The organism is Prevotella melaninogenica, assembly GCF_003609775.1.
GTDB classification, from domain to species: domain Bacteria; phylum Bacteroidota; class Bacteroidia; order Bacteroidales; family Bacteroidaceae; genus Prevotella; species Prevotella melaninogenica_A.
In genome coordinates, this window is the sequence record NZ_AP018049.1 from 1,607,830 (window position 1) to 1,632,500 (window position 24,671).

A 24,671-nucleotide genomic window follows, 5' to 3' on the forward strand; every position below is an offset into this window, starting at 1 on the left:
GCATCTATAGAAGCTTACTTTTTCTATAGATGCTATTTTTATATTTGCCTTTTAATCCTAATGGGTAGCCTTATAATAAAGGTTCTTGTTTAAAGAACGGGTTACCTCTGGATTTGAAGAAGGGTCGGAGATGGTTATACCTGAATAAGTTCGGATAGGCAGTACATCTCCACTACGACTGCGAACAGCGGTATAATATGATGGTGTATTGCCCTTCTCAGGAACAAGGAGGTTAAGTTGCTGATTGAATCTTGACAATAAAAGTGGCTTATTATGTAATATAGTACGCCCATAATCTCCCATATCATAGAACATTGAAGGAATATAACCATCCATACTCTGGAGGTTACTTTCCACAAATGGAGAGAGAGAAGCAGATGTATTCACCTCCTTCATGATGTTTACCATACCCTCAACCTGTGAACAATCAATTACACTGATTGTACCATAAGGATAAGGAGAACCGTTATACGTGTAGTTGCTATAGAAGTTGATAAAGGTGTTACAGATATTTCTATAGTTTGGATTCACCTTTGAGAGTTCATTCCACAGAAGTTTATAAGGCATACCGTATGCCATAATCTCTGTAGGACTACCAATAATATGGTCTGTTACATTACGAAGTTCGTAAGCAACTTCAATACCTGTCATATTACAATCGTCAAAGAGGATGTACTGGAACTTACCAATACCCGAGTCTTTTATACCCTTATCAAAGGCTGAGATATCTGTCTGATAAGCATCACCACCCAACCAACGCGTTGGAGGTCCTGCCATACCTGCATCTCTATCAAGTCCAAAAGGAGAAGCTGCTAAGCGAGCACGGCGTGTACTTGGCTTACCAGGAATCCATCCCATACCATGACATCCGACTATCATTGAGTAATGCTTAGCTGGTGCTTCCTGCTTAACACGCTTCAAGAGAGTTGTTATCCACTCTGCAGAATTCAGTTTTAAGCCTGACAATGTGTTATTATAGATGGCAACGGTATCGTCTACACAGCGTCCATTCTGATACTTAACATTAATCAAAGCACCCTTATTCACCTTCGTAGAGATAAATATCATAAGTCTCTTGTTGCCAAGTCCACCTTGACTAACAATTGCACTCTTTATATCCTCTATGTTAGTTAAAAAGAATCCGTAAAGTCCTGAATCAGTCTCACTAACACCCGACCATGGCATATAAACAAAGATAGTATTCTCTACCTCGGTACCTGGTTGAGGTGTTGGGTCTGGGTCTTCACGACTACAAGAGGTAAAAACAACAAGCATTGCCAGTTGTAAGAGAAGGAAGATTTTCTTCATAATCAATCTTTTTAGGCCCATGAGTATTTTGAAAGAAATCTATGGGAGTGGTTAATCAAAAAGCCTTGCAACGCCACAATGGGCGTAGTAAGGCTTTTCATAGTTATGTATTTATAGTCTGTAAATACTTACTTTACAATAATCAAAGAGTAATTCTTCTTACCCTTCTGTACGAGGAGATACTTACCATCGATAAGATCCTCGGCTGTTACTGGCTGATCAAAGGCTGCGAGTTTTTCCTTGTTGAGTGCTACGCCACCGCCCTTAACGAGCTTACGCATCTCACTCTTACTTGGGAATATCTGCATACCTTCCTGATTGAAGACATCAACAGCAGGCTGACCAAGGACATCCTTTGACACCTCGTAATGTGGTACATCCTTGAAGACATCGGTAAAGGTCTGCTCGTCTAACTGCAACAAGTTCTCCTTTGTACTCTTACCAAAGAGGATGTTAGAGGCTGCAATAGCCATATCAAGGTCTTCCTGAGAGTGAACCATACGAGTAACCTCCTCTGCAAGACGATATTGAAGTGTACGACGACCTGGGTCCTGACGGTGCTCTTCAACGAGACTATCGATAACATCCTTCTCCAAAGAGGTGAAGATCTTGATATACTTCTCGGCATCATCATCACTGACATTCAACCAGAACTGATAGAATGCGTATGGTGTAGTACGGTTACGATCAAGCCAGATGTTACCGCTTTCAGTCTTACCAAACTTCTTACCATCCGCCTTTGTTATCAGTGGACAAGTAAGGCAATATGTCTCAGTTTCGTTACCTAAAGTACGACGGATAAGCTCTGTACCAGTAGTCATATTACCCCACTGGTCATTACCACCTAACTGCAACTTTACACCAAACTTCTCATAGAGATAGAGGAAGTCGTAACCTTGCAGAAGCTGATAGGTGAACTCAGTAAAGCTAAGTCCATCGCGACTCTCGCCACTCAAGCGCTTCTTCACACTATCCTTAGCCATCATATAGTTGACAGTGATGTGCTTACCAACCAATCGAGCGAAGTCAAGGAAGGTAAAGTCCTTCATCCAGTCATAGTTATTAACCATCTCAGCCTTGTTAGGCTCGTTGCCATCAAAGTCGAGGAACTTACTAACCTGCTTCTTGATAGCCTCCTGGTTATGGTAAAGTGTTTCAGTATCAAGAAGGTTACGCTCCTGACTCTTACCAGAAGGGTCACCAATCATACCAGTAGCACCACCTACAAGGAGGTAAGGTTTGTGTCCACAACGCTGCAAATGACGCAACATCATGATACCACAAAGGTGTCCAATATGCAATGAGTCAGCAGTTGGGTCAGTACCCAAGTAAGCTGAAACCATTTCTTTCTGAAGCATTTCCTCAGTACCTGGCATCATCTGAGCCAGCATACCACGCCAACGGAGTTCTTCTACAAAGTTCTTCATCTATGTCTTTATACTTTAAGGAGTCAAGAGCTTGAAGTCATTTTACTCATTCTTCATAAGCCTCAACTCTGTATTAATATTCTATTATGAGCATCGTTAGGGCACTGGGTCATAACCACTACCGCCCCATGGGTTGCATCTTAATATACGCCAAATTGTAAGTGCCAATCCCTTAAAAGGTCCATGCTTTAGGATAGCTTGTCTACCATACTCCGAACAACTGGGAGTGAAGCGACAAGAAGGTGGCGTAAAAGGAGAGATGAACTGGCGATAAAAGAGTATAGGGAGTATCAATAGCCATGATAAACCACGAGTAAAAAGTTGCCATAGTTTGGCTAAAACGTTTTGAGATTGCTGCTCATTTGACGCCCTCTCATTTCTCTCCTTCTCATCCATCATATCCGTTCTCCTATTCTTTGAAGCAGGTTAGAAACCCGCTGTTCAATTGTAACAGAATCTATCAATTCGTTTGAAAGCCATATAAAAGCTATTAACAACTGCTTGTCAGCATGCTCGTTCACACGAAGCGTCACAAAACTCTTGTGCTTTCGATAAGCCTCGCGCACCTGACGTTTAACCCTATTGCGCTTTACTGCGCGTTTGAAATGCTTTTTCGGAACACTAACTAACACCTGTACATTCGACTCCATGACCGTTTCTTCTGGTGCTGAAGTCTCCGCCTTACAGTCAATTAGTCTGTAAACAGCCTTCAAAGGGAATGCTGTCATCGCATGACTTCCACCAGTTCCAAAGAGCGTATCTATGAGTTTCTTGCTACATAGACGTTCTTCTTTTCTCAGTCTTTCATCATGCTTTTCCATTCCTTATCAGCTTATATTTACCGTATGTCCAGTACTGATGTCGGCTCCTCCCCCATCCATTTAGATGAAGCAGAAGCCGTTATGTTATTTATTCTTCTTCTCTTTCTCTAAGAAAGCACGCAATGCACCAGTCATAGAAGGATACTCCTGAGATGGTGCTTGTAGGTCAAGTCTCAGACCCTGTGCCTCAACTTCCTTTGCTGTAGCAGGACCAAAGGCTGCTATCTTGATATCCCCTTGTTCAAAGTTAGGGATATTCTCTTTCAGAGCCTTTACTCCTGTTGGGCTAAAGAAGACAAGCATATCATAATCAAAGTTCTTAACTTCTTCCTCAGTTAAGCCATTGCTCACTGTGCGATACATCACACATTCCTTATGCTTGAGCTTATTTGCATCCAATAACTCCGTCAAAGCGTCTGTATGAACAGAACTCTGTGGAACAAGGTACTTCTCTGTCTTATGCTTAGTCATTGTAGGGATAAGACTATCAATCTTTCCCGTATTACCAAAGAACACCTTACGTTTGCGGTACTGCACGTATTTCTGAATATAAAGAGCAATCGTTTCAATCACACAGAAATACTTCATATCCTCTGGGATAGTAACACGCATTTCCTTAGCGAGATTAAAATAATTGTCTACAGCATGACGAGAAGTAAACACCACTGCTGTATAATCCAACAGGTTTATCTTCTGCTGACGGAACTCTTTCGCTGAGAGTCCTTCGACCTTAAAGAAAGGTCTGAAAACCAGTTCCACTCCTAAGTCTTCTGCTATGTCGTAATATGGCGACTTTTCGCTTGACGGCTTTGGCTGTGAAACCAAGATCTTTTTTATCATCGTGTCCTAAAAGTTTATTATCAAATAGTTATCTGTAATGAACAAAACGCCCCACAATACCATCAACGGCATCAATTCGAGCGCACAAAAGTACAAAATTATTTGCAGACTGGCCCCCATTCTCTTAAAAAAGATACTGTAACTCTTATAAAAAGCAAGCATTTTGACGATTAACATAACAATTAGTGTATAAATCAATGCTGCTTGGAGTGACAAAGAGAAGTAAACCAGCAAGAGTACTATCGGGAACAACAAGACTCCTTCCAGAGAAGAAAGGAAGACCTGCGTACGCTGCCATTGTCCATTATTTTTCCTATCAAAGAACACCCAGTTTACGAATCCATAGACCAGATACTTAAATAGGAAGTAAGCGACAAAAACGCCAAAAAAACATCCTATCGCTCCAAGTTGTGTTTCATTCGAGAGCTTACCGCCTCCCAAATTACGTACGAAGAAATAATAGAGAATACTACCTAACAAAGAGGTCTGTGCTATCAGGATTGTTTGAAAGCGCATCTCTTCATTTGTTTCAACTACCGACTCCTTACTACGGCTAACTCTAAAGAAACTCTTTATCTGTCGTTCTATGAAATTCCTCGAAAGTGAAAAAGCCACCATCGCCATCACAAAACACCCTAAGAGTATTGCAGCAATAACATTATCATTGCTTACAGCATAAGGAGCAAGGACGCCAGACACACCATCAGCATGAATATATTCACGTCCCAGTTTGAAATACTTATTCCCTTTAAAGTAGCCTTCTTCTGCAAATTTGAAATCCGTCAGCTGAAACGTCTTCTGCTTTTTAGGGCGCAACAAGATAGACGAATCAGTTTTCTGACTCGCCTTTGCCACAGAATCGACATTCGCCTTCTTCCCTGCTGCCAATGTTGACTTTAACAGCAGGGACGGGCGAACAATGGAATCAGTTGTCGGCATCGTCTATTATAGTCCGAATGTCTTTTTGATATCCTCTACACGGTCGAGCTTTTCCCAAGTGAAAAGTTCAATATCAACCGTCTTTTTCTCATGATAACGGCTCTCGAAAGTCTTCTGAACAACCTCGTTCTGACGTCCCATGTGACCATAAGCAGCAGTCTCCAAATACATTGGTTGACGGAGTTTCAGCGTCTTCTCAATCGCCTTTGGACGAAGATCAAAGAGTTTCTTCACCATCTCTGCAATCTCACCATCAGTAGCCTTCACGTGTGAACGACCATAGGTATTCACATAAACACTAACTGGCTCAGCAACACCAATGGCGTATGCTAACTGTACGAGAATCTCATCACTCACACCAGCTGCCACCATATTCTTGGCGATATAGCGTGCTGCATAGGCTGCAGAACGGTCTACCTTACTTGAATCCTTACCAGAGAAGGCACCACCACCATGACCGCCTTTACCACCGTAAGTATCAACAATAATCTTACGACCAGTCAAACCAGTATCACCATGAGGACCACCAATCACAAACTTACCCGTTGGATTGACAAGATACTTGATATTGTCGTTGAACAAGGCAAGTACTTTCTCCGATGTAATCTGCGCCTTTACGCGTGGCATCAGAATCTCAAGAACGTCCTTATGAATCTGTTCAACCATCTCCTTATCCGCCTTTAGCTGTGCTTCACGTGAGTCGTCAGCAGGCTTGATAAAGTCGTCGTGCTGTGTTGAAACAACAATTGTGTCTATACGCTGTGGAATATTGTCATCGCTGTACTCCACTGTCACCTGACTTTTAGAGTCTGGACGGAGATAAGTCATCTGCTTACCTTCCTTGCGGATGTCAGCCAATGTGGTCATAAGGAGGTGTGCTAAATCGAGTGTCACAGGCATATAATTGTCTGTTTCGTTACAAGCATAACCAAACATCATACCCTGATCGCCAGCTCCTTGGTTCTCAGTATCACCATTGTCAACACCACGGTTGATATCATCACTCTGCTCATGAATAGCAGAGAGAATACCGCAGCTATTACCATCAAACTGATACTCAGCCTTTGTATAACCGATTTTGTTAATTGTCCTACGAGCAATTGTCTGAAGGTCAACATATTCCTTAGACCTTACCTCACCCATAATCACTACCTGTCCCGTAGTGTTAAAGGTTTCTATAGCGCAACGTGCATCCTCGTCGTATGCCAAGAATTGGTCGAGCAATGCGTCGCTTATCTGATCGGCAACCTTATCTGGGTGTCCCTCAGATACTGATTCCGATGAAAACAAATATGCCATATATTTATCTACTTTTTATGTTTGTATTTATTACTAACTCTCTGTTTAAGAATGCAAAGTTACTGCAACTTAGCGGGATAACAAAATAAATAAGTAAGATTTATACATTATTGGGTGATAGATAGTGGGTGATGAATGATGGGTGATGGGTGATAATGAACAATAGATATTAGGTGTTAAATGATGAATGATGATAAAAATACAATCTAAGGTTACCCTTCAAAATTTGCTTTATTTGAGAAGTTAATAGGTATTTCAGAGCTATTTTAGTTTTATTGTCGCATAATTTGCGACGATATAAGCCATAATCGTCGCACAGATATACATTAGCATCATATTAATGCAATAGAATTATAAAACTTGATGCAGAATGATACGAGAGAGGAGATTTACCATTGTCTAATTTACTCAGCAAATACTGTTCGTATATAATGACAAGCAATAGAAACCAATAACACTCGTTTGTATGATATTCAATGATTTGAGTTAATGGATGACTACTGATGTTATCTAAAAGAAAAACAAAACAATGAAAGGCGATATAAGCGTCAATAACATGAATTGTTAAGCCACTTAATATCGCCTTTCAAGGCTTTTCGGGAGTCTTACTCCTTATCTTCTGCGAATTATTTTCATGAAGAAAAAGATTTATTTACATGAAAAGAAATATTTATTTTCACGACAAAAAATATTTATTTTCATGAAAATAATTCGCAGTTGATAGTATATTGAATGAAAAAGGACCCATGAGAGTCCTTTTTCATACACAGAATACGTATTATTTTGCTGGTGTCATAATTACCTCAGCATGGTTACCCGCTGCCACAATCTGCTTCAAGTGAGTTGCAAGCTTAGCTGGAGTAAGCGACTCAACAGTCTTCTTATAGTTGGTATGGAAGTCTACACCTGACCAGATATAATCATCGAGAATACCCATCCAATAGCCGTTGTTCTTAGCAGCAAGGTCTGCATTCTTCAGCATCAAGTCCTTAACTTTCTGAACCTTGTCGGCATCCATCTTGACAGTGTTGTCCTTCATGCCCTCAGCAAGGAGTTTAACAGCAAGGTCAGCTTTCTCTGGATCCATTGGACAGTAGCCCTGAACGATAGCCACAGCCTTATTACCAAGACGACGTAACTTACCGCTTGCGCTTACTGAGTAAGCTGCACTGGCATCTTCACGAATACTCTTCAGGTAAACCATAGAGAGAACCTGAGCTGCAGCATCAGTAAGAATATCGCCCTCAAGGGTATAAGCCATTGGCGCATGCCAGAACTCAAAAGCAATTGCCTTTGGTGTCTCTGACTTACGAGTGAACTTGTTTGCAACCTTACCATTCACATAGCTTGGAACGTCCTTCCAGTTCTCAGCCTTGCCCTTTGGCAGAGATGCAATGTACTTCTCAATCAATGGGCGGAGTGTAGCCTCATCAAAGTTACCAACAAAGTAGTAAACAAACTGCCCCGGATTAGCAAAACGCTCCTTCCAAATCTGCAAGATACGATCGTAGCTTACATTCTTCAATGTGTTCAATGTCATTGGAGCGAAACGTGGTTCATGACCATAGATAGTGTTGCTAAGCGAATCACTGAACACGCTCTCAGGTGAGAGGTCTCTGTTTTTCAGTGCCAACTCCAGCTGTGCCATCATCGCTTTGTAAGAAGCCTCATCCTTTGCAATATTGGTAAAGTTGAGGTAAAGCAACTGCATCATTGTCTCGATGTCCTTTGGAACACATGAACCAGCTAATGACTGATAGTAGCTTGACATACTGCAGCCCATTAAAGCCTGCTTACCAGAGAGTGCCTTCTGCAATTCCTGACGTGAGAAATTGCCTAAACCGCTGTAACCAAGAACAACATCAAAGAGTTGCAAGTTGCTGAAATCAGCCTTACCATAGAGTCCCTTACCGCCCTTCGCTGAAGCTTGGAACTGAATTTCATTGTCCTTGAAGTCGGTCTTCTTCAGGATAACACGTGCACCATTGCTCAATGTCAGTTCCTTATAACCAAGCACCTTATTCTCCTTCTCGCCAACAATCTTACCAGCCTTAGGGAGTTTCTTCTCGTCGAGCAGTGGCTCCTGCTTTACGTTGTCAACGTATGGTTCTATCTTCTCTGCACGTACAGCATTGATTGTCTGTGCCATCTGAGCCTCTGTTGGGTAGGTAGCACCAGCCTTTTCCTGTGCAAAGATATAAGCTACGAAGTTACTATCCTTATCCGTGATGAGTTCTTGTGCATACTTATTGATAACATCAACGTTCAATGCAGGCATCTCAACCAACTGCTTCATAATCTGATAATCATCCTCCTTGCTTGGGATTGGTTCGTTAGCAAGATAGTGATCACGAAGTTCATCACCATACTGAGCGTTCTTTACCTTGTTACGATTAACGTAAGCAGACTCCAACTGAGAGAGGTATTCAGCCTTCATACGGTCGTATTCGCCTGCTGTAAAGCCATAAAGACGAACGCGCTGTGCCTCACGATAGATAGCAGCAAGTGCTTGGAGGTCCTTACCTTCCTTAGCATCTGCAGCCATACTGAAGGCAGCCTTTGGTTTTGAAAGCATGTAATCGCCATCCTCTGAATAAGCACCTGTGAAAGGACAGTCTGCCTTCTGTGCCAACTCAGAGAGTCGCTGATTGAGCATCATGGTGATGATATTCTTTGCATAAGAGTCTACATAGTAGTACATATCGCCCTTCTGTGAATCAGGGAAGGCGTCATGTTTCATGCAGAAACCTACCTGACTGTAAGGCATCTCCTTGTCCTTACCGAACACGTAGATAGCATCCTTAGTGTCTGGCACAGCCTCTTCTACAACCTGTGCAGCATTGGCAGGAACAGTAGCGTTAGCCCAAAGCTTCTTAATCTCATTCTCCATGTGGTCTACATCGACATCACCAACAACGATGATACACTGGTTGTCTGGACGATACCACTTCTTATAGTAGTCGCGGAGGTCCTGATAAGGGAACTTGTCAACAATGCTCATCAAACCGATTGGCATACGATGACCGTACTTTGAGTTAGGATAAAACTTAGGCAAAACGTCATCATAGATTCGCATCACTGGTGTACGGCGCAACTGCCACTCCTGATGAATAACGCCACGTTCCTTGTCTATCTCCTTGTCAGCAAGTACAAGACCATTTGACCAGTCCTTGAGAATCAACAGACAAGAGTCGAGTGCTGTCTGACGAGCTGTAGGCACGTCGCAGATACGATAGACCGTCTGGTCGATACTGGTGTAAGCATTCAAGTTGCTACCGAACTCCACACCAAGTGAACGGGTGAATTCGAGGAGCGTTGAGTCAGGGAAATGCTCTGAACCATTGAATGCCATGTGCTCAAGGAAGTGAGCCAAACCACGCTGATTATCATTCTCTTGAATAGAACCAACACGTTGTGCAATGTAAAAGTTAGCAACGTGCTCTGGCCATTCATTGTGAAGGATGTAGTAAGTTAAGCCATTGCTGAGCTTACCTTGTCTTACGTTCTTATTCACAGGGATAGGTCCCATCTGCTGTGCAGAGACCATTCCAGTGACAAAGAGTAAGACGATTAAGAATAAATGTTTGATTTTCATCTTAAACGTTGTTTGTAATTTAATATTAGTTTTATGGCGCAAAGATACATAAAAATCCGTTACGCAATCCGATTTTTTTATTTTTTATATCTTAACAAAGTATCAATAAAGATTATTCTGGCAATAAGTCCATCTGCTGACGCTCATTATACTGGATATTACGAGGGTGATGTTCAAGAATTTCCTGTCGTAGTGTTGAGGTATCAATATGCGTGTAAATCTCTGTTGTTCCTATACTTTCGTGTCCCAACATTGCCTGAATAGCTCGCAAATCGGCACCACCTTCGAGTAAGGAGGTGGCAAAGGAATGACGAAGCGTGTGTGGAGAAATTGTTTTCTTGATACCAGCTTCAACCGCATATCGCTTTATCATGATAAGAATCATCGTACGGGTAAGATGCTGTCCACGACGATTTAGGAAGACATAATCCTCCTCTCCGGGTTTGATTTTCATCACATTACGGTCGGCAAACCAATAGCTTAGTTCGTCTAAGGCACGTGGTGAGATAGGAACCAAACGTTCCTTCGAGCCTTTACCCATCACTCGAATATATTGTTCTTCGATATATAGATTGGAAAGTTTTAGGTTGGTGAGTTCTGACACACGCAGTCCACAAGAGAACAAGACCTCGATAATAGCACGGTTGCGATGTCCTTCCCATTTTGATAGGTCTATCGCCTGCTCTAAAAGATCAACTTCGGCAGTGGAAAGAACCTCTGGTAAGTGGTCAGGTTGCTTCGGCGACTCTAACAACTCGGTCGGATCAACTTCTAAATAACCATCAATAACGAGGAAACGATAGAACTGTCGCACACCACTAAGAATACGAGCCAACGAGCGAGGACCAATGCCAAGATCAGAGATAAAGGCTGCGAAATGTTCCAAGTCTTCCAACTTCACATCCAAGACATTAACCTGTTCCACAGCAAGATAGCGCAAGAGCTTATCGACATCACGCATATAAGCATCAAGCGTATTAGCCGAATAGCCTTTCTCTAACTTCAGATAACGGCGGTAACGGCTGACAATATCCTTTGAATTCTTGCCTGTTTCCATTTAATTTCTTATTTTTGCATACTGCAATTTACATGCAAAGATACATCAAAAAACGATATTTGAGAAGAAAGAGATATGAAAGTAATCATTATTAATGGTCCTAACTTGAACCTCTTAGGGGTGCGTGAACCTGAAATATACGGTAGTCTGTCTATGGATACCTTCCTTTCACAGCTGCGCGAAAGCTATCCTAACAGCACCATCGACTACTACCAAAGTAATATTGAGGGCGAACTCATCAACAAACTGCAGGAGACTGGATTCTCGTATGATGGTATCATCCTCAATGCTGGGGCTTATACGCATACAAGTATTGCGCTTTTGGATTGCATCCGTTCTTTGCAAACACCAGTGATTGAAGTACATATCAGTAATGTTAACGACCGCGAAGAATTCCGTCGCCACTCAATGATTGCCCCAGCTTGCAAGGGAACTATTCAGGGCTTTGGTCTTAACAGCTACAGATTGGCTATGGAAGCTTTGTCGCTCCTATAACCTTTCAACACTCATCATCCCCATTATAACCCATGCCTACAACCAACACCTATACGTCTCTCACTGACGAAGCGGGCTGCGATGCCTATCTTGCCTCACATATCGACCCAGAAGGCGATTATCTTTATCGTCTTTATCGTGCCACAAACATCCATACTATTCACGGACGTATGGCAAGCGGACACCTACAAGGTCGTCTCTTAAAGATGCTTGTACAGATGATACGCCCTAAAAATATCCTCGAGGTGGGTACTTTCAGTGGCTATTCGGCTATCTGTATGGCAGAGGGATTGGAGGAAGATGGCAAACTCTATACCTTTGAAATCAATGACGAGATGGAGGATTTCACCCGTCCATGGATTGAAGGGTCGCCTGTTGCAGATAAGATTGACTTTCGTATCGGTGATGCAGCAGAAGAGGCTCCGAAGTTGGGGATTCTATTTGACATGGCTTTCGTTGATGGTGACAAACGATACTATACGGAGGTATATGAGAAATTATTGCCTATCATCCGTTCTGGTGGCTATATCCTCGCTGACAACACACTGTGGGATTGGCACGTCATTGACCCTGCCTATGACCACGACCAACAAACAATTGGTATTCGCCGTTTCAATGATTTCATTGCTAAAGACAACCGAATTGAGAAGGTTATCCTCCCATTACGCGATGGACTGACACTGATTAGGAAGAAATAAAGTACAACAAGTAGGCCCCTCCCCCTGCCCCTCCCCCATAGGGAGGGGAGTGATCACCGCAAAGGGATAACTTTAACTATTTTATAACCCATTCGTCGCATTTGGTTTCATAACCGATAGCAATGTGGTTGGCCCTCAACACCACTGGTGCTTACCATCCGCACAATATGTGCGGGGCGTTCGCACAACATGTGCGGAGCCTCAACACCAAACAGTCATAAGCCAACTTTGATTACCAAACATCGACATACCTTCACCACCTAACACCTAATATCCATCACCCATTCCCTACACTTCAACATAAAAGTTTGTGGGTTTTTCAAACTTTCAGTACCTTTGCAAGATAAAACAATAAATAGATAAGACAATGCAAGAAACAAGACAAAACCGCATATCACGCCTCCTTCAGAAGGAATTGGCAAGTATTTTCCAGACACAGACACGCATGATGCATGGTGTTTTGGTTAGTGTGACACGTGTAAAGGTAAGTCCAGACCTCAGTATCTGTACCGCTTACCTCAGTATCTTCCCATCTGAAAAGGGCGAAGAAATACTGAAAAATATCAATGCCAATGAGAAGACTATCCGCTATGACTTAGGACAGCGTGTGCATAATCAGCTGCGCATCATCCCTGAGCTACGCTTCTTCATTGACGACTCCCTCGACTATTTGGAGCGCATTGATGAGTTACTAAAGAAGTAGGAGGTGGGTGATGGGTGTTGAATGTTGGGTGTTGATGAATTGTTGATAAGTATTAAGAGGTTGGTGTTAACGATTAGTAGATAGGTACCAATGCCTATTCAGAAACTCACCACCCCCATTTATCAATTCATCAACACCCAACATTCAACATCTAACACCCTACCCGTCAACACCCAACATTCAACAACCAACACCCAACATCCATCATGAACTTCCCTTTTTACATTGCCCGCCGTTACCTCTTCTCAAAGAAGAGTACACATGCTATTAACGTTATCAGCCTCATCTCTGTACTCGGTGTATCTGTCGCTACAATGGCATTGGTCGTTGTATTAAGTGGATTCAATGGCTTCTCCGACCTTGTAGCCTCCTTCTTCACCAACTTCGACCCACAAATTAAGGTTGAAGCTGCAAAGGGTAAGGCTATGACGGCTAACGATTCATTGCTCCTAAAGGTGAAACATCTGCCCACAGTAGAGGTTGCAACGGAGTGTGTGGAGGACCAAGCATTGGCGGTCTATCATGACAAACAGGCGATGGTGAACGTAAAGGGTGTGGAAGATAACTTCGACTCACTGACACATATCAGCAATATTCTATATGGTGAGGGCGATTTTAGACTTCATACAGCCAATCTGCAATATGGCGTTCTCGGTATTAGATTGGCCCAAGACCTCGGTACTGGAGTTGCATGGCCAGACTACTTACACATCTATGCGCCACAGCGTGAGGGACAGTATGATGCTTCTAATCCAACAGATGCCTTCGTAAAAGACTCGTTGATATCACCGGGAGTGTTGTTTCAAGTGAAGCAGATGAAGTATGACAAGGGCTATATCATCACCTCTCTCGACTTTGCACGTCGTATCTTTAACAGACAGGGAGAGATTACCTCACTTGAATTACGCATGAAACCGGGTGTCGACATTGACAAAGCTAAGGACGAAATACAAACCCTTCTCGGTGACAATTACAAGGTATTAGACCGCTATGAACAGCAAGCCGATACGTTTAACATCATGCGTATTGAGAAACTCTTTGCATACGTCTTCCTCACGTTTATCCTTATGGTGGCGTGCTTTAACATCATTGGCTCGCTATCTATGCTCATCATCGACAAGAAGAATGATGTTATTACCCTGCGCAACCTCGGTGCTACGGATGGTCAGATACGTCGTATCTTCCTCTTTGAAGGTAGAATGATTTCCGCTGCTGGAGCTGTCATTGGTATTGCACTCGGTTTATTACTCTGCTGGTTGCAACAGACTTACGGTCTTGTACAGCTCGGCGATCAGGCTGGCAACTTCGTTGTTAATGCCTATCCTATCAGTGTTCATCCCGAAGATATCATCACTATCTTCCTCACAGTTATCCTTGTTGGCTGGCTTTCCGTATGGTATCCGGTGCGCTATATGAGTCGAAAACTGACGAGGGATTAAGCTATCCCTCGCCTATTGACCAACAACTATAAACCTAAACAATATGACTGAAAACCTAAACGACAAAATTATCATCTATCAAAGTGAAGATGGTAAGACCCAACTTGATGTAAAGTTGGAAGGAGAAACCGTATGGCTAAGTACAAAGCAAATGGCAAAACTCTTTGACAAAGAAGAGTCAAACATACGAAGACACGTAAACAATGTTTTTAAAGAAGCAGAACTAACACGAGAGAATAACGTGCATTTTTTGCACGTTAATGGTATAAAAAAGCCTGTCCCATATTATACTCTTGATGTAATTATATCTGTAGGCTACCGAGTACATAGCCAAAGGGGCGTTCGTTTCCGCCAATGGGCAAACTCTATTCTCAAGCAGTATCTTGTCAAAGGCTATGCCATCAACGAGAATATACGTAAACACCAGATTGCAGAGCTACGCCAATTAATACAAGTTTTAGGCAGAGCTATCCAGCAACACCCCGCAAAGACGACAGATGAAAGTAACGCTCTCTTTGACGTCGTTGTAGACTATACCTACGCACTCGACACACTCGACAACTATGATTACCAGCGACTTCACATCGCCAAGACCACCAAAGAAGAACCTTTCCACGCTACATACGAGAATGCTATGCACGAGATAGATATTCTTCGACAGAAGTTTGGTGGCTCTGTTCTCTTTGGTAATGAGAAAGATGACTCCTTCAAAAGCTCTATCGGGCAAATCTATCAGACCTTTGATGGTACAGAACTCTATCCGAGTGTAGAGGAGAAAGCAGCTATGCTACTATATCTTGTCACCAAGAATCACTCGTTCAGCGATGGCAATAAACGCATTGCAGCAACGTTATTCCTATGGTTTATGAACAACAACGCTATCCTCTATCGTCCCGATGGCACCAAACGAATTGCTGACAACACCCTCGTTGCCCTCACCCTAATGATTGCCGAGAGTAAAACAGAGGAAAAGGATATAATGGTAAAGGTAGTGGTGAACCTTATCAACCAAGCCAATTAACCTGCATTGCTATAAACTTTTCGTAGACAGATAGTAGTATTTCGGAAAATAATTCATATATTTGTCGTGAATATAATGAACAAAGTATGTCAAGAGAGGAAACAAATCAAATACGCTACATCGTCGCTTTAATAGCAGAGTTTGCTAAGAAGTTTAATCTTGGTCAGCGACAGGCATACAATTACCTTAAGCGTTTTAAGGGAATAGACTACTTGATGTCCTTTTATGATGTCCTACACACACAGTCCTTTGAGGATGCTATTCATGACATTTCTATCATCTGTCAGAGGAATGGCGGTGCGCTAAAATGATAAAGCCTATGATTCTCTATCATGGTTCTAATATTGATATTGACAAGATTGATCTTACAAAGTCCAAACCATACAAGGACTTTGGCAAAGGCTTTTATCTGTCAGCCGATAAGCAGCAGGCACAACGCATGGCAGAACAAAGAACATCAATCTTACTTGAAGGAAAGCCTACACTCAATAAATATCAATTTGATGAGACAACACTCGATTGCGATAGTTTGAGAATCTTACGTTTTGAAGAGTACAGTAAGGAATGGGCAGAGTTTGTACTAAAGAACAGAGATACCAATACAGAGCAACCTTGCCATAATTTTGATATTGTTTATGGACCTATCGCTGATGATGGAGTAACCTTTCAACTCCGCCGATATAAAACAGGGATGATAAGTCTGGAACAACTCGTCAACGAACTGAAATACTCGCAAGGTATAACATTTCAATATTACTTCGGAACAGAATTAGCAATATCAAAACTAAAGAAATTATGAAACTCACTGACGAACAGATTGATATAATGAAAGAGGATGTATGCGCAGAACTTATAGCCTTATTGATGAAAGACAGACATTGTACTATGTCCGAAGCAATTGATATGCTTTATAACTCTGACACTTACAGCCGTATTCAGGACCAGTCAACAGGATTGTATTATCAAAGTCCCGGCTATATATACGCTTTTCTAAAACAGGAATTTTTGACGGGTGATTATCGAAGGGAAATGTTCTAAAAGAAACACAGAACAAAGCGAAGCTATGATATAAAGCTAATTGCTGACTTTTTCACCCTAAATTAATAAGATTTTAGTATAGAAACATATCACTGAAAAAATAAATTTATATATTTGCAACAGAGATTAAAAGCACAAGCCAATGAGTTGACAAGAACGTGCCAATTACAAAATTATAACACAAAAACGGGACAATGAAAAAGACTATTACAATCGCACTTCTTACTGCAGCAGTAATAGGTGCAACATTTGTTTTATCATCATGCAGTAACAAAAACGATGATGACTGGATTATTGACGGCTTGCCAGATCCTGTAACAATTGACCTTTCAAAGGTATTCACTAATGGAACGCCTAAAGAGGTGGACAGTATGACTATCCAAACAGATGAAAAAGGATTAGTTACAAGTATTGAGACTAAGGATGAAATGGTATCTTTTAAATACAATAATACAAAAACACGTGCTATTGTAGTCCCAAATGTCTTCATGAAAGTAGAACGTAATGGAGATACAACGATCTACAGAATGTATCTGAACAACAACGGTTTTGTTAGAAGATGCGTGATAGAGCAAAAGGAAAATACAAAGGAAGATATATGGAGGTTCACTTATAACGATAATGAGCAACTAATTAATATAATCCATTCAGCAGATAACTACAAAGAACTTACTTTGACTTATAAAGATAGCAACATCTCTGAAATAGAGACAAAAACTATCGTCTCACAAACAACAACAAGAAAGAAAGATACTTGTAAAGTTGCTTATACCTCAGATACAACCCCAGCTCCTATAGTGAACAAGGGTAACATTATGCTCTTCAATACAACGTTTGGTATTGACATTGGCGCAATGAAATACGCCTACTATGCAGGATTGCTTGGAAAAGCAACTAAGAACTTGCCTGTACAGCTTATTGATAAGAGCGGCAACAAAACCAACTTTACATGGACTTTCAATAGTAATGGTTTCCCAACAGCAATGACAAGCGGTAGCCATCAATACAAGTTCGGGTGGTAAAAAAAGGAGTTTTGTTTCAAAACATCTTTACTGAGTTTCTATCATATAATTATTATCATCCTTCTATAAAGTACACTCGAAAAGGAAATCAGTCGGTTTTTATTTTCAAAATACAGCTCTCAAACCACATACCACACTGGTCTGAGAGCTTTTCTTTTACCCTTTTACCTACCCATCCAAAATCTAAACCCACGCAAAAAAGCACAAATACAGACATTACTACATAGCTTATCCTTGCCAAGCGACCATTGAAACAGTATCTTTGCAGCATGAATCTCGAATTATTTTCATGAAAAAAAATATTTTTCTTCATGAAAAGAAATATTTATTTTCACGTAAATAATTTCTTTCTTTCGTGAAAAGAATTCTGCCTAAGCCAGAAGTATGTGATTATAGAGACTCCTTTCACACACTGACGGCTCACGAAAAAGATAATTATTAACCCTTATTACAAACGTAAAGCTATGACTGTAAATTACAAACTATTAAGAACAAGCGGTAAACTCGCACAACGTAAAGCACTAAGAATCGTACCTATCAAGAAAGATGTCACGGGAATAGATAGAATCTGTCAGCGTATCCAACAAACGACAACACTCACAACAGCCGACATTCTCGGGACTATCGCTGCATTAAAAACAGAATTAGCAGAGGAGCTAAAAAGTGGGAATACAGTTCATCTACCGGGCATTGGATTCTTCTCGCTTGCCCTTAAAGGCGACATGTACGAAGACCCTAAGACGCATCATCACCATCTCCGTAATGTTGCAGTTCGCAAAATCAGATTCCGCCCCGATAAGGATCTTCACAAAGCGTTAGGAAAGATGGATTTTGAAAACAAAACCTACAAAGACGGTACATCCACACTTCCTATAAAATCAGCCGTTAACGCTGCACTAAAAGAGTTGTTTGAAGAGAGTCCGATAATCACCGTTAACGACCTCCGTCGCCGTCTGAACCTTTCTACCACCTACGCCTATCAACTTACAGCACAGTTAGAACATGAAAAGAAAATCATCAACATCGGTTCACGTTATCGCAAAATATATAAAAAAGGGTAAGCAGAAGGCGGTAAACAAATGGTAAACATATAGAGGGAAATGGCATATTACCATTGTAAATTAGATTAGACCCAGTTATAATTCAATAGCATAGAAACACAAAAAAGCCATTCCCAATACTTTACAGCATTTAGGAATGGCTTTTTATTATTGATTAGTCCTTAGACTGTTCTTATCCAATCCACTTCACATAAGCGAAGTCCTGACGGTGTGGCAAGAGATCGTTCTTAGGATACATACGAACAGCGTACTTATAAGCACCTGCTACAGTTGCATCAAAAGTAGCCTCGAAGGTATAGTGATTACCCTCTGTCTTCACCATCTTGAATGGGATTACCTTGTGGATGTTTACGTCATCAACAGGTGCATTCTTTAAGAATACCAACTCAAGACCTACTGCATCGTTCAAGCCCTGCTCGTCGATTGTGTAAGTAACCTTAATCTTATGACCTGTAGAAATGTCCTGCAATGCATCCTCGTTCTTAGAAACAACATAGATGCTGTCCCAACGCTCTGCTACAGATTCCTTCCAAAGAGCAATCTCCTTAGCAAGTTTATTATCATCAGCCTCAAGCTTATGAGAACGCTTAGCCTGACTCTCATAGAACTTGTCATAATAGTCGTCAAGCTGACGCTTCATTGTATAGTGAGGAGCGATAGTTGCGATAGAGTTCTTCACAACCTTTACCCAGTCCTCTGAGTAGCCCTTCTTAGCATCCTTATTGAAGTAGAGAGGTGCGATCTCGTTCTCAAGCAGACCGTAGATAGTAGCTGCATCGAGCTGATCCTGATAGCCCTGATTCTGATAGGTACGCTTCTCTGGCAATGCCCATCCTGCACCCTCACGGTAGCCTTCAACCCACCAGCCATCGAGTACTGAGAGGTTTACAACACCGTTCATCTCTGCCTTCTCACCAGATGTACCACTTGCCTCGAGTGGACGAGTTGGTGTGTTCATCCAGATATCAACTCCAGAAACGAGACGACGAGCCAACTGCATATCGTAGTCCTCAAGGAAGATAATCTTACCGAGGAACTGTGGCATACGAGAAATCTCGAAGATACGCTTGATAAGTCCCTGACCTGCGCCATCAGCTGGGTGTGCCTTACCTGAGAAGAAGAACAGAACTGGACGCTCTGGGTTGTTTACAATCTTCTCCAAACGCTCAAGGTCGGTGAAGAGCAAGTGTGCACGCTTATAAGTAGCAAAGCGACGGCAGAAACCAATCATCAATGCGTTAGGGTTGATACGCTCAAGGATAGATACGACCTTAGCTGGATCACCCTGGTTGCGGAGCCACTGCTTAGTGAACTTATCACGGATATACTTGATAAGCTTCTGCTTCAAAGCCATACGTGTCTCCCAGATTTCTGCATCTGGAACATTATAGATTGCGTGCCAGATAGACTCATTGCTCTGGTCACTCATAAAGCTCTTATCGAAGTACTTATCGTAAAGCTTACGCCACTCTGTTGCTGTCCATGTTGGGAGGTGTACACCATTGGTAACATAACCTACAGCGTTCTCCTCTGGGAAGTAACCCTTCCACAATGGAGCAAACATCTTCTGGCTTACCCAACCGTGAAGTTTTGATACACCATTGATTTCCTGACAGGTGTTACAAGCGAAAGTACTCATACAGAAACGCTCGCTGTGATCGTCTGGATTTGTACGTCCCATACCGATGAACTCATCCCAAGAGATACCGAGCTTTGCAGGATAATCACCCATATACTTACCGAAGAGTTCCTCGTCGAAGTAGTCGTGACCTGCAGGAACTGGGGTGTGAACGGTATAAAGTGATGAGGCACGTACAAGCTCCATAGCCTGATTAAATGTCAAGCCACTCTCAATGTAGTCACAAAGACGCTGGAGATTACAAAGTGCTGCGTGACCTTCATTGCAGTGATAGATATCCTTCTTGATACCCAATTTCTTCAAGGTAAGAATACCACCGATACCAAGCAGAATCTCTTGCTTCAAACGGTTTTCCCAATCACCACCATAGAGAGAGTGAGTGATAGGACGGTCGAACTCAGAGTTCATATCGTTGTCTGTATCGAGCAAGTAAAGCTTAATACGTCCAACGTTTACACGCCATACAAGTGCGTGTACCATATAGTTACGGTAAGGTACATCAACAACAACCTGATTGCCATTCTCATCAAGCTCACGCTCAATAGGAAGAGAGTTGAAATTCTGTGCATCGTACTTAGCAATCTGCTGGCCGTCCATAGAAAGACTCTGTGTGAAGTAACCAAAGCGATAGAGGAAACCTACAGCACAGAAGTCTACATTAGAGTCAGAAGCTTCCTTAATGTAGTCACCTGCCAATATACCAAGACCACCAGAATAAATCTTCAAAGCCTGGTTAAGACCAAACTCCATACAGAAGTAAGCAACAGAAGCACGCTTCTTGTTAGGCTTAACGTCCATATAAGTACGGAACTTCTTATAGACATCACTCACCTGCTTCATCAGCTTTTTGTCCTTTACGATAGCTTCCTTACGGTCGTAGCTAAGACGCTCAAGGAGCTGGACAGGATTATGTCCAACCTCTTCATAGAGTTCCTCATCGAGAGCTTTGAACATGTTGCGTGCTTCGTAATTCCATGCCCACCACATATTGTGAGCAAGCTCATCAAGACATGCCAGTTCCTTTGGCAGAGTTGACTTTACAGTTACCTCTTTCCACTGAGGTTCGTTGGAATAATCTGATTTAATTTTCATAACTTATTATAGTTTTGACTGTTATTTCTTTATTTCGTTACTAAGCAGTTATCACTTGTTTCTTGCAGCTGCTTTATTTAATGCTATGTCGTAAGCCTGCTCATAATAGATGATAAACTCACTCCAAAGTGCCTTACGAGAGAGCTTCTCAGCATTTGAACGACACTTGTTCACCTCCGTCTTCGTAAAGCAAGAGTAACGGGCTATGGTATCCTTAATACCATCAGCTACCTCAGAATAATTATAATCAGTACGATGTAATACCTTAACACCGTCTTCTATCTCGCTGTATTTGCCCTTCTCTGTATTTGCCCACAAGCCGAAACCTGCAAGGTCGGTTGTAATACAAGGAACCTTAAAGGCTACTGCCTCTAATGGTGTATAGCCCCATGGCTCATAGTATGAAGGATAGACACAGAGGTCGTTACCCAATACGAGATCATAATAGCTCATATTCATAATGCCATCATCTCCTGTCAGATAACAAGGCAGGAGGATGACCTTTACTTTATCTTCCTTTGCATTGTTCATGCCAAGGGAGCCGAGCATATTCAGCACATTATCATTGTCCATATTGTGGAGCCAGTGCGTAAGTACAGGCTTCTCCAATGGTGTATCAAACTGCTTGCCACTGTTGAGACGCTCTACAAGGTCCTGACGAGGACCTGCTACCCAGCCTGGAACCTCAATGAAGGCTACTACCTGCTTCTTTAGGTTCTCATCAAAACGCAAGCGGTTCATTGATTCTATGAACACATCAATACCTTTATTGCGGAACTCATATCGTCCGCTGGTTGATACGATTAACGCATCATCTTGTATATCGTCACCTATCAACGCATTGGCAACATCAAGCAAACGCTTACGCGCTGCCTTGCGCTTCTTTGTGAAGGTTGCACCCTTTGGTACAAAGTCGTTTTCAAAACCATTTGGAAGAACTAAATCTACTGGTTTATCAAGCAACTCTTTGCACTCTGTTGCAGTAATATCGCTCACTGTCGTGAAGCAATCAACATGGTGAGCTGTCTGCTTCTCAATAGAATGCTTGCTCTCCATATTCAACTCTGAAGCCATCTGGTCACCATTATAAGCCCAGAGGTATTCATACAAAGGTTTGTTGTTGCCAGCAATACTGCGACCAATACCCGTTGCATGAGTTGTAAAGATAGATGCTATCTGTGGCTGACGATGCTGCAAGACGAGTGCTGCAAAGCCTGTCTGCCATTCATTTGCATGGAAAACTACCTTATCTTTCTCGCTTAGATAAAACTTATAGAAACTCTCTACGACAAGTGCCGTAGCATAAGCAAACATTGCTGATTCGTCATAATCACCGTAAGCATGAAGACTATCAACACGATAATACTCCCAAAGCTTACCATAAATTTCATCTTTATAAGCAAAGTATGACTGAAAATCAACAAGCATAGCGATTGGCTCACCAGGGATATCCCAACGGCCGACCTTTACCGACAGCCCCTCAGAAGCTGCTTTCTGCTGCCACGCAGCAAATAGCTTCTTATCCTCCTTAAAGTAAGGGGACGGTGTCTCTTGCCAGCAGTCAGGACCAAGAAAGATAACATGATCTTTTATCTTATCTTGTAATGTCTTTGCACGCGTAGAAAGTACTGTATAAATTCCTCCAACCTTATTACATACTTCCCAGCTGGTCTCAAAAATATAATCTGGAAACAACATCTTCTCCTTTAAAATATTTGATATATATCGCCACAAAGGTAATACAAAAATAAGTAAATCAACAATTTAATCTATACATTTTTGAGGAATGTATAGTATTAATTAATTAAAATCATTATCTTTGCAATTAACCAACATTCATAGACATGAAACAAAAGATTGTACTGACAATAATGGCTATGTTGGCTTTTTCAACCAACATGTCCGCTCAAAGCAACTTATCCACTACAAAGACAGAAACTTCTCCTTCAAAAACAGGAAAGATAGCACAGAATAATGATTCTATCTTTAAGGCACATCTCGTCAATGATGAGTTCCAAGTATGGATGGATATTGACTTCTATCATAATAACATCACTGTGCCACGACAAGAGATATTCGGAGAGGTTCCAGGCTACTTCGGTGCAGTGCGTGATACACGCAAGTGGATTATTTCTGATGCTGCCATTAAAGGCAAAAAAGCTCTCCTAACCATCATAAATGACTATGGAAGCGAGGACCTCAAAGCAGAACTGAAACACAATTCGGATGGTACATATACGCTAAGCCGACTTAGTGGTAGCACGATGAAAATCGTCGTTGATAACAAGTGGGTAAAGATTCCAAAGGATATAACTTTCTACATTAAGCAAAAAAAATAGGTTAAAACCTACTTTCACGTAGCTTTAATAAGAAAACATAACGTATAAAACAATACCAAATAGTACGGATAAACAATAATCCTCACAATGATAAACAAGTTATCATCGTGAGGATTATTTCTTTTCATAAAAATAGACAGTAGAATATAAGCAACAGCATTAAAACATACAATTAGCTATACGAACCGCTAAAATAGCCTATCAGCCAATTAAACATTGTGATAAGCAAACTCCAAGTCCATTCCGTTACACCTATCAGTAATCTGAAAACAAAATAAATAATCACACTGAGTACAACAATAAGAAGCCCCGTCACTAAAGCTTTTGATCTCACCTGTCTGATTGTTTTCTTATCTCCTTCCACGTAGCGCGTAATCAAATCTAAGTTCTTTACATGTGCTTTGCTGAAAAAATCAATAGCATCTCCAATAAAAAAAGGAATACTTCCCAAAAGTATATCCACTAAATAGTTGTATATGATAGCTAAGGTTAGTGGAATTGACTTAACCTTAAACAGAGAAACATATATAAAAGGTAAACCAAAAATAGAGGAAACAACATCACCTACAGATGGAATAAAACCAAGAAGTGCATCCAAAAAATACTTATCGGCCCACTTAGTTATCGTACTAATAAGCCAAAACGACCTTGATTCTTTCAAATCCTTAATACGTTTCTCCCTTCTTTGTCGCCGCCTTTCATCTTTACTATTAAACGCCTTATTACTGTCCATAAGTGCCTCGTCAAAATCTTTAGATTCTCCCACATTATTAACAGCGGCCATCTTATCTAAAGCAATATTGCTATCCTTCATTCCACTTTCAGTATCATGATCTAA

The 24,671-nt window shown here is 41.5% G+C and carries 23 protein-coding genes (1 of these 23 running past the window's edge); 11 read left to right on the top strand and 12 right to left on the bottom strand.

Annotation, left to right across the window (positions count from 1 at the left end):
* Positions 1-57: 57 nt before the first annotated feature.
* The 9 genes from PMEL_RS06500 to xerA form a co-directional block, all read right to left on the bottom strand.
* Positions 58-1,308, bottom strand: a complete 1,251-nt coding sequence (locus PMEL_RS06500) for a clostripain-related cysteine peptidase (RefSeq protein WP_120174495.1) — start codon at positions 1,306-1,308, stop codon at positions 58-60.
* 128 nt (positions 1,309-1,436) lie between these two features.
* Positions 1,437-2,735 (bottom strand): tyrosine--tRNA ligase, encoded by a 1,299-nt coding sequence (gene tyrS / locus PMEL_RS06505; RefSeq protein WP_120174496.1) that lies wholly within the window; start codon positions 2,733-2,735, stop codon positions 1,437-1,439.
* A gap of 96 nt (positions 2,736-2,831) precedes the next feature.
* Positions 2,832-3,131 (bottom strand): membrane protein insertion efficiency factor YidD, encoded by a 300-nt coding sequence (gene yidD, locus PMEL_RS06510; RefSeq protein WP_120174658.1) that lies wholly within the window; start codon positions 3,129-3,131, stop codon positions 2,832-2,834.
* Positions 3,131-3,556 carry a ribonuclease P protein component gene (gene rnpA / locus PMEL_RS06515; RefSeq protein ID WP_120174497.1) on the bottom strand — a complete coding sequence of 142 codons (426 nt, stop codon included), beginning with the start codon at positions 3,554-3,556 and terminating at the stop codon, positions 3,131-3,133. The genes yidD and rnpA overlap by 1 nt, the downstream gene beginning before the upstream one ends.
* A gap of 84 nt (positions 3,557-3,640) precedes the next feature.
* Positions 3,641-4,396 (bottom strand): uroporphyrinogen-III synthase, encoded by a 756-nt coding sequence (locus PMEL_RS06520; protein WP_120174498.1) that lies wholly within the window; start codon positions 4,394-4,396, stop codon positions 3,641-3,643.
* A 6-nt stretch (positions 4,397-4,402) separates the two neighbouring features.
* Positions 4,403-5,335, bottom strand: coding sequence for a DUF4271 domain-containing protein (locus PMEL_RS06525; protein ID WP_120174499.1), 933 nt, complete (start codon positions 5,333-5,335; stop codon positions 4,403-4,405).
* A 6-nt stretch (positions 5,336-5,341) separates the two neighbouring features.
* Positions 5,342-6,634: a methionine adenosyltransferase gene (gene metK / locus PMEL_RS06530; protein ID WP_120174500.1), complete on the bottom strand. Its 1,293-nt coding sequence runs from the start codon at positions 6,632-6,634 to the stop codon at positions 5,342-5,344.
* A gap of 778 nt (positions 6,635-7,412) precedes the next feature.
* Positions 7,413-10,229 (bottom strand): M16 family metallopeptidase, encoded by a 2,817-nt coding sequence (locus PMEL_RS06535; protein ID WP_120174501.1) that lies wholly within the window; start codon positions 10,227-10,229, stop codon positions 7,413-7,415.
* Positions 10,230-10,341: 112 nt separating this feature from the next.
* Positions 10,342-11,286: a site-specific tyrosine recombinase/integron integrase gene (xerA, locus tag PMEL_RS06540; RefSeq protein ID WP_120174502.1), complete on the bottom strand. Its 945-nt coding sequence runs from the start codon at positions 11,284-11,286 to the stop codon at positions 10,342-10,344.
* 75 nt (positions 11,287-11,361) lie between these two features.
* On the opposite strand from xerA, the gene aroQ reads away from it, so the two are divergent.
* The 10 genes from aroQ to PMEL_RS06595 all read left to right on the top strand — a co-directional run bounded on the left by aroQ (position 11,362) and on the right by PMEL_RS06595 (position 18,763).
* Positions 11,362-11,781, top strand: coding sequence for a type II 3-dehydroquinate dehydratase (aroQ, locus tag PMEL_RS06545; RefSeq protein WP_120174503.1), 420 nt, complete (start codon positions 11,362-11,364; stop codon positions 11,779-11,781).
* Between the two features lie 32 nt (positions 11,782-11,813).
* A complete protein-coding gene (locus PMEL_RS06550; RefSeq protein WP_120174504.1) occupies positions 11,814-12,479 on the top strand; it encodes an O-methyltransferase in 666 nt (221 codons plus the stop codon).
* A gap of 367 nt (positions 12,480-12,846) precedes the next feature.
* Positions 12,847-13,182 carry a 30S ribosome-binding factor RbfA gene (rbfA, locus tag PMEL_RS06555; RefSeq protein WP_120174505.1) on the top strand — a complete coding sequence of 112 codons (336 nt, stop codon included), beginning with the start codon at positions 12,847-12,849 and terminating at the stop codon, positions 13,180-13,182.
* A gap of 206 nt (positions 13,183-13,388) precedes the next feature.
* A complete protein-coding gene (locus PMEL_RS06560; protein WP_120174506.1) occupies positions 13,389-14,621 on the top strand; it encodes an FtsX-like permease family protein in 1,233 nt (410 codons plus the stop codon).
* A 43-nt stretch (positions 14,622-14,664) separates the two neighbouring features.
* The gene (rhuM, locus tag PMEL_RS06565) at positions 14,665-15,642 is read left to right on the top strand and encodes a virulence protein RhuM/Fic/DOC family protein (protein ID WP_120174507.1); all 978 of its coding nucleotides are present in this window, start codon (positions 14,665-14,667) and stop codon (positions 15,640-15,642) included.
* An 86-nt stretch (positions 15,643-15,728) separates the two neighbouring features.
* On the top strand, positions 15,729-15,953 hold the full coding sequence (locus PMEL_RS06570; protein ID WP_004361059.1) for a DUF3791 domain-containing protein: 225 nt from the start codon (positions 15,729-15,731) through the stop codon (positions 15,951-15,953).
* Positions 15,954-15,961: 8 nt separating this feature from the next.
* Positions 15,962-16,441 carry a DUF3990 domain-containing protein gene (locus tag PMEL_RS06575; RefSeq protein WP_120174659.1) on the top strand — a complete coding sequence of 160 codons (480 nt, stop codon included), beginning with the start codon at positions 15,962-15,964 and terminating at the stop codon, positions 16,439-16,441.
* Entirely contained in the window at positions 16,438-16,680 is a 243-nt protein-coding gene (locus PMEL_RS06580; protein WP_120174508.1) for a hypothetical protein, read from the top strand. The genes PMEL_RS06575 and PMEL_RS06580 overlap by 4 nt, the downstream gene beginning before the upstream one ends.
* Before the next feature lie 194 nt (positions 16,681-16,874).
* Positions 16,875-17,702, top strand: a complete 828-nt coding sequence (locus PMEL_RS06585; protein WP_120174509.1) for a DUF4595 domain-containing protein — start codon at positions 16,875-16,877, stop codon at positions 17,700-17,702.
* Positions 17,703-18,166: 464 nt separating this feature from the next.
* On the top strand, positions 18,167-18,763 hold the full coding sequence (locus tag PMEL_RS06595) for an HU family DNA-binding protein (protein ID WP_120174511.1): 597 nt from the start codon (positions 18,167-18,169) through the stop codon (positions 18,761-18,763).
* A 172-nt stretch (positions 18,764-18,935) separates the two neighbouring features.
* Here PMEL_RS06595 and glgP read toward each other — a convergent pair whose 3' ends face one another.
* Positions 18,936-21,494 (bottom strand): alpha-glucan family phosphorylase, encoded by a 2,559-nt coding sequence (gene glgP / locus PMEL_RS06600; RefSeq protein WP_120174512.1) that lies wholly within the window; start codon positions 21,492-21,494, stop codon positions 18,936-18,938.
* Positions 21,495-21,545: 51 nt separating this feature from the next.
* The gene (locus PMEL_RS06605) at positions 21,546-23,192 is read right to left on the bottom strand and encodes a glycogen/starch synthase (RefSeq protein WP_120174513.1); all 1,647 of its coding nucleotides are present in this window, start codon (positions 23,190-23,192) and stop codon (positions 21,546-21,548) included.
* A gap of 146 nt (positions 23,193-23,338) precedes the next feature.
* Here PMEL_RS06605 and PMEL_RS06610 point away from each other — a divergent pair, with 146 nt between their 5' ends.
* Complete coding sequence (locus tag PMEL_RS06610; RefSeq protein ID WP_120174514.1) at positions 23,339-23,833, top strand: hypothetical protein; 495 nt, start codon at positions 23,339-23,341, stop codon at positions 23,831-23,833.
* Between the two features lie 172 nt (positions 23,834-24,005).
* Here PMEL_RS06610 and PMEL_RS06615 read toward each other — a convergent pair whose 3' ends face one another.
* Positions 24,006-24,671, bottom strand: partial view of a DUF4112 domain-containing protein gene (locus tag PMEL_RS06615; protein ID WP_231999375.1) — the 3' portion only. The gene runs 33 nt beyond the window's last position; only the last 666 of its 699 coding nucleotides appear in the window; the start codon falls outside the window, past its right edge; its stop codon occupies positions 24,006-24,008.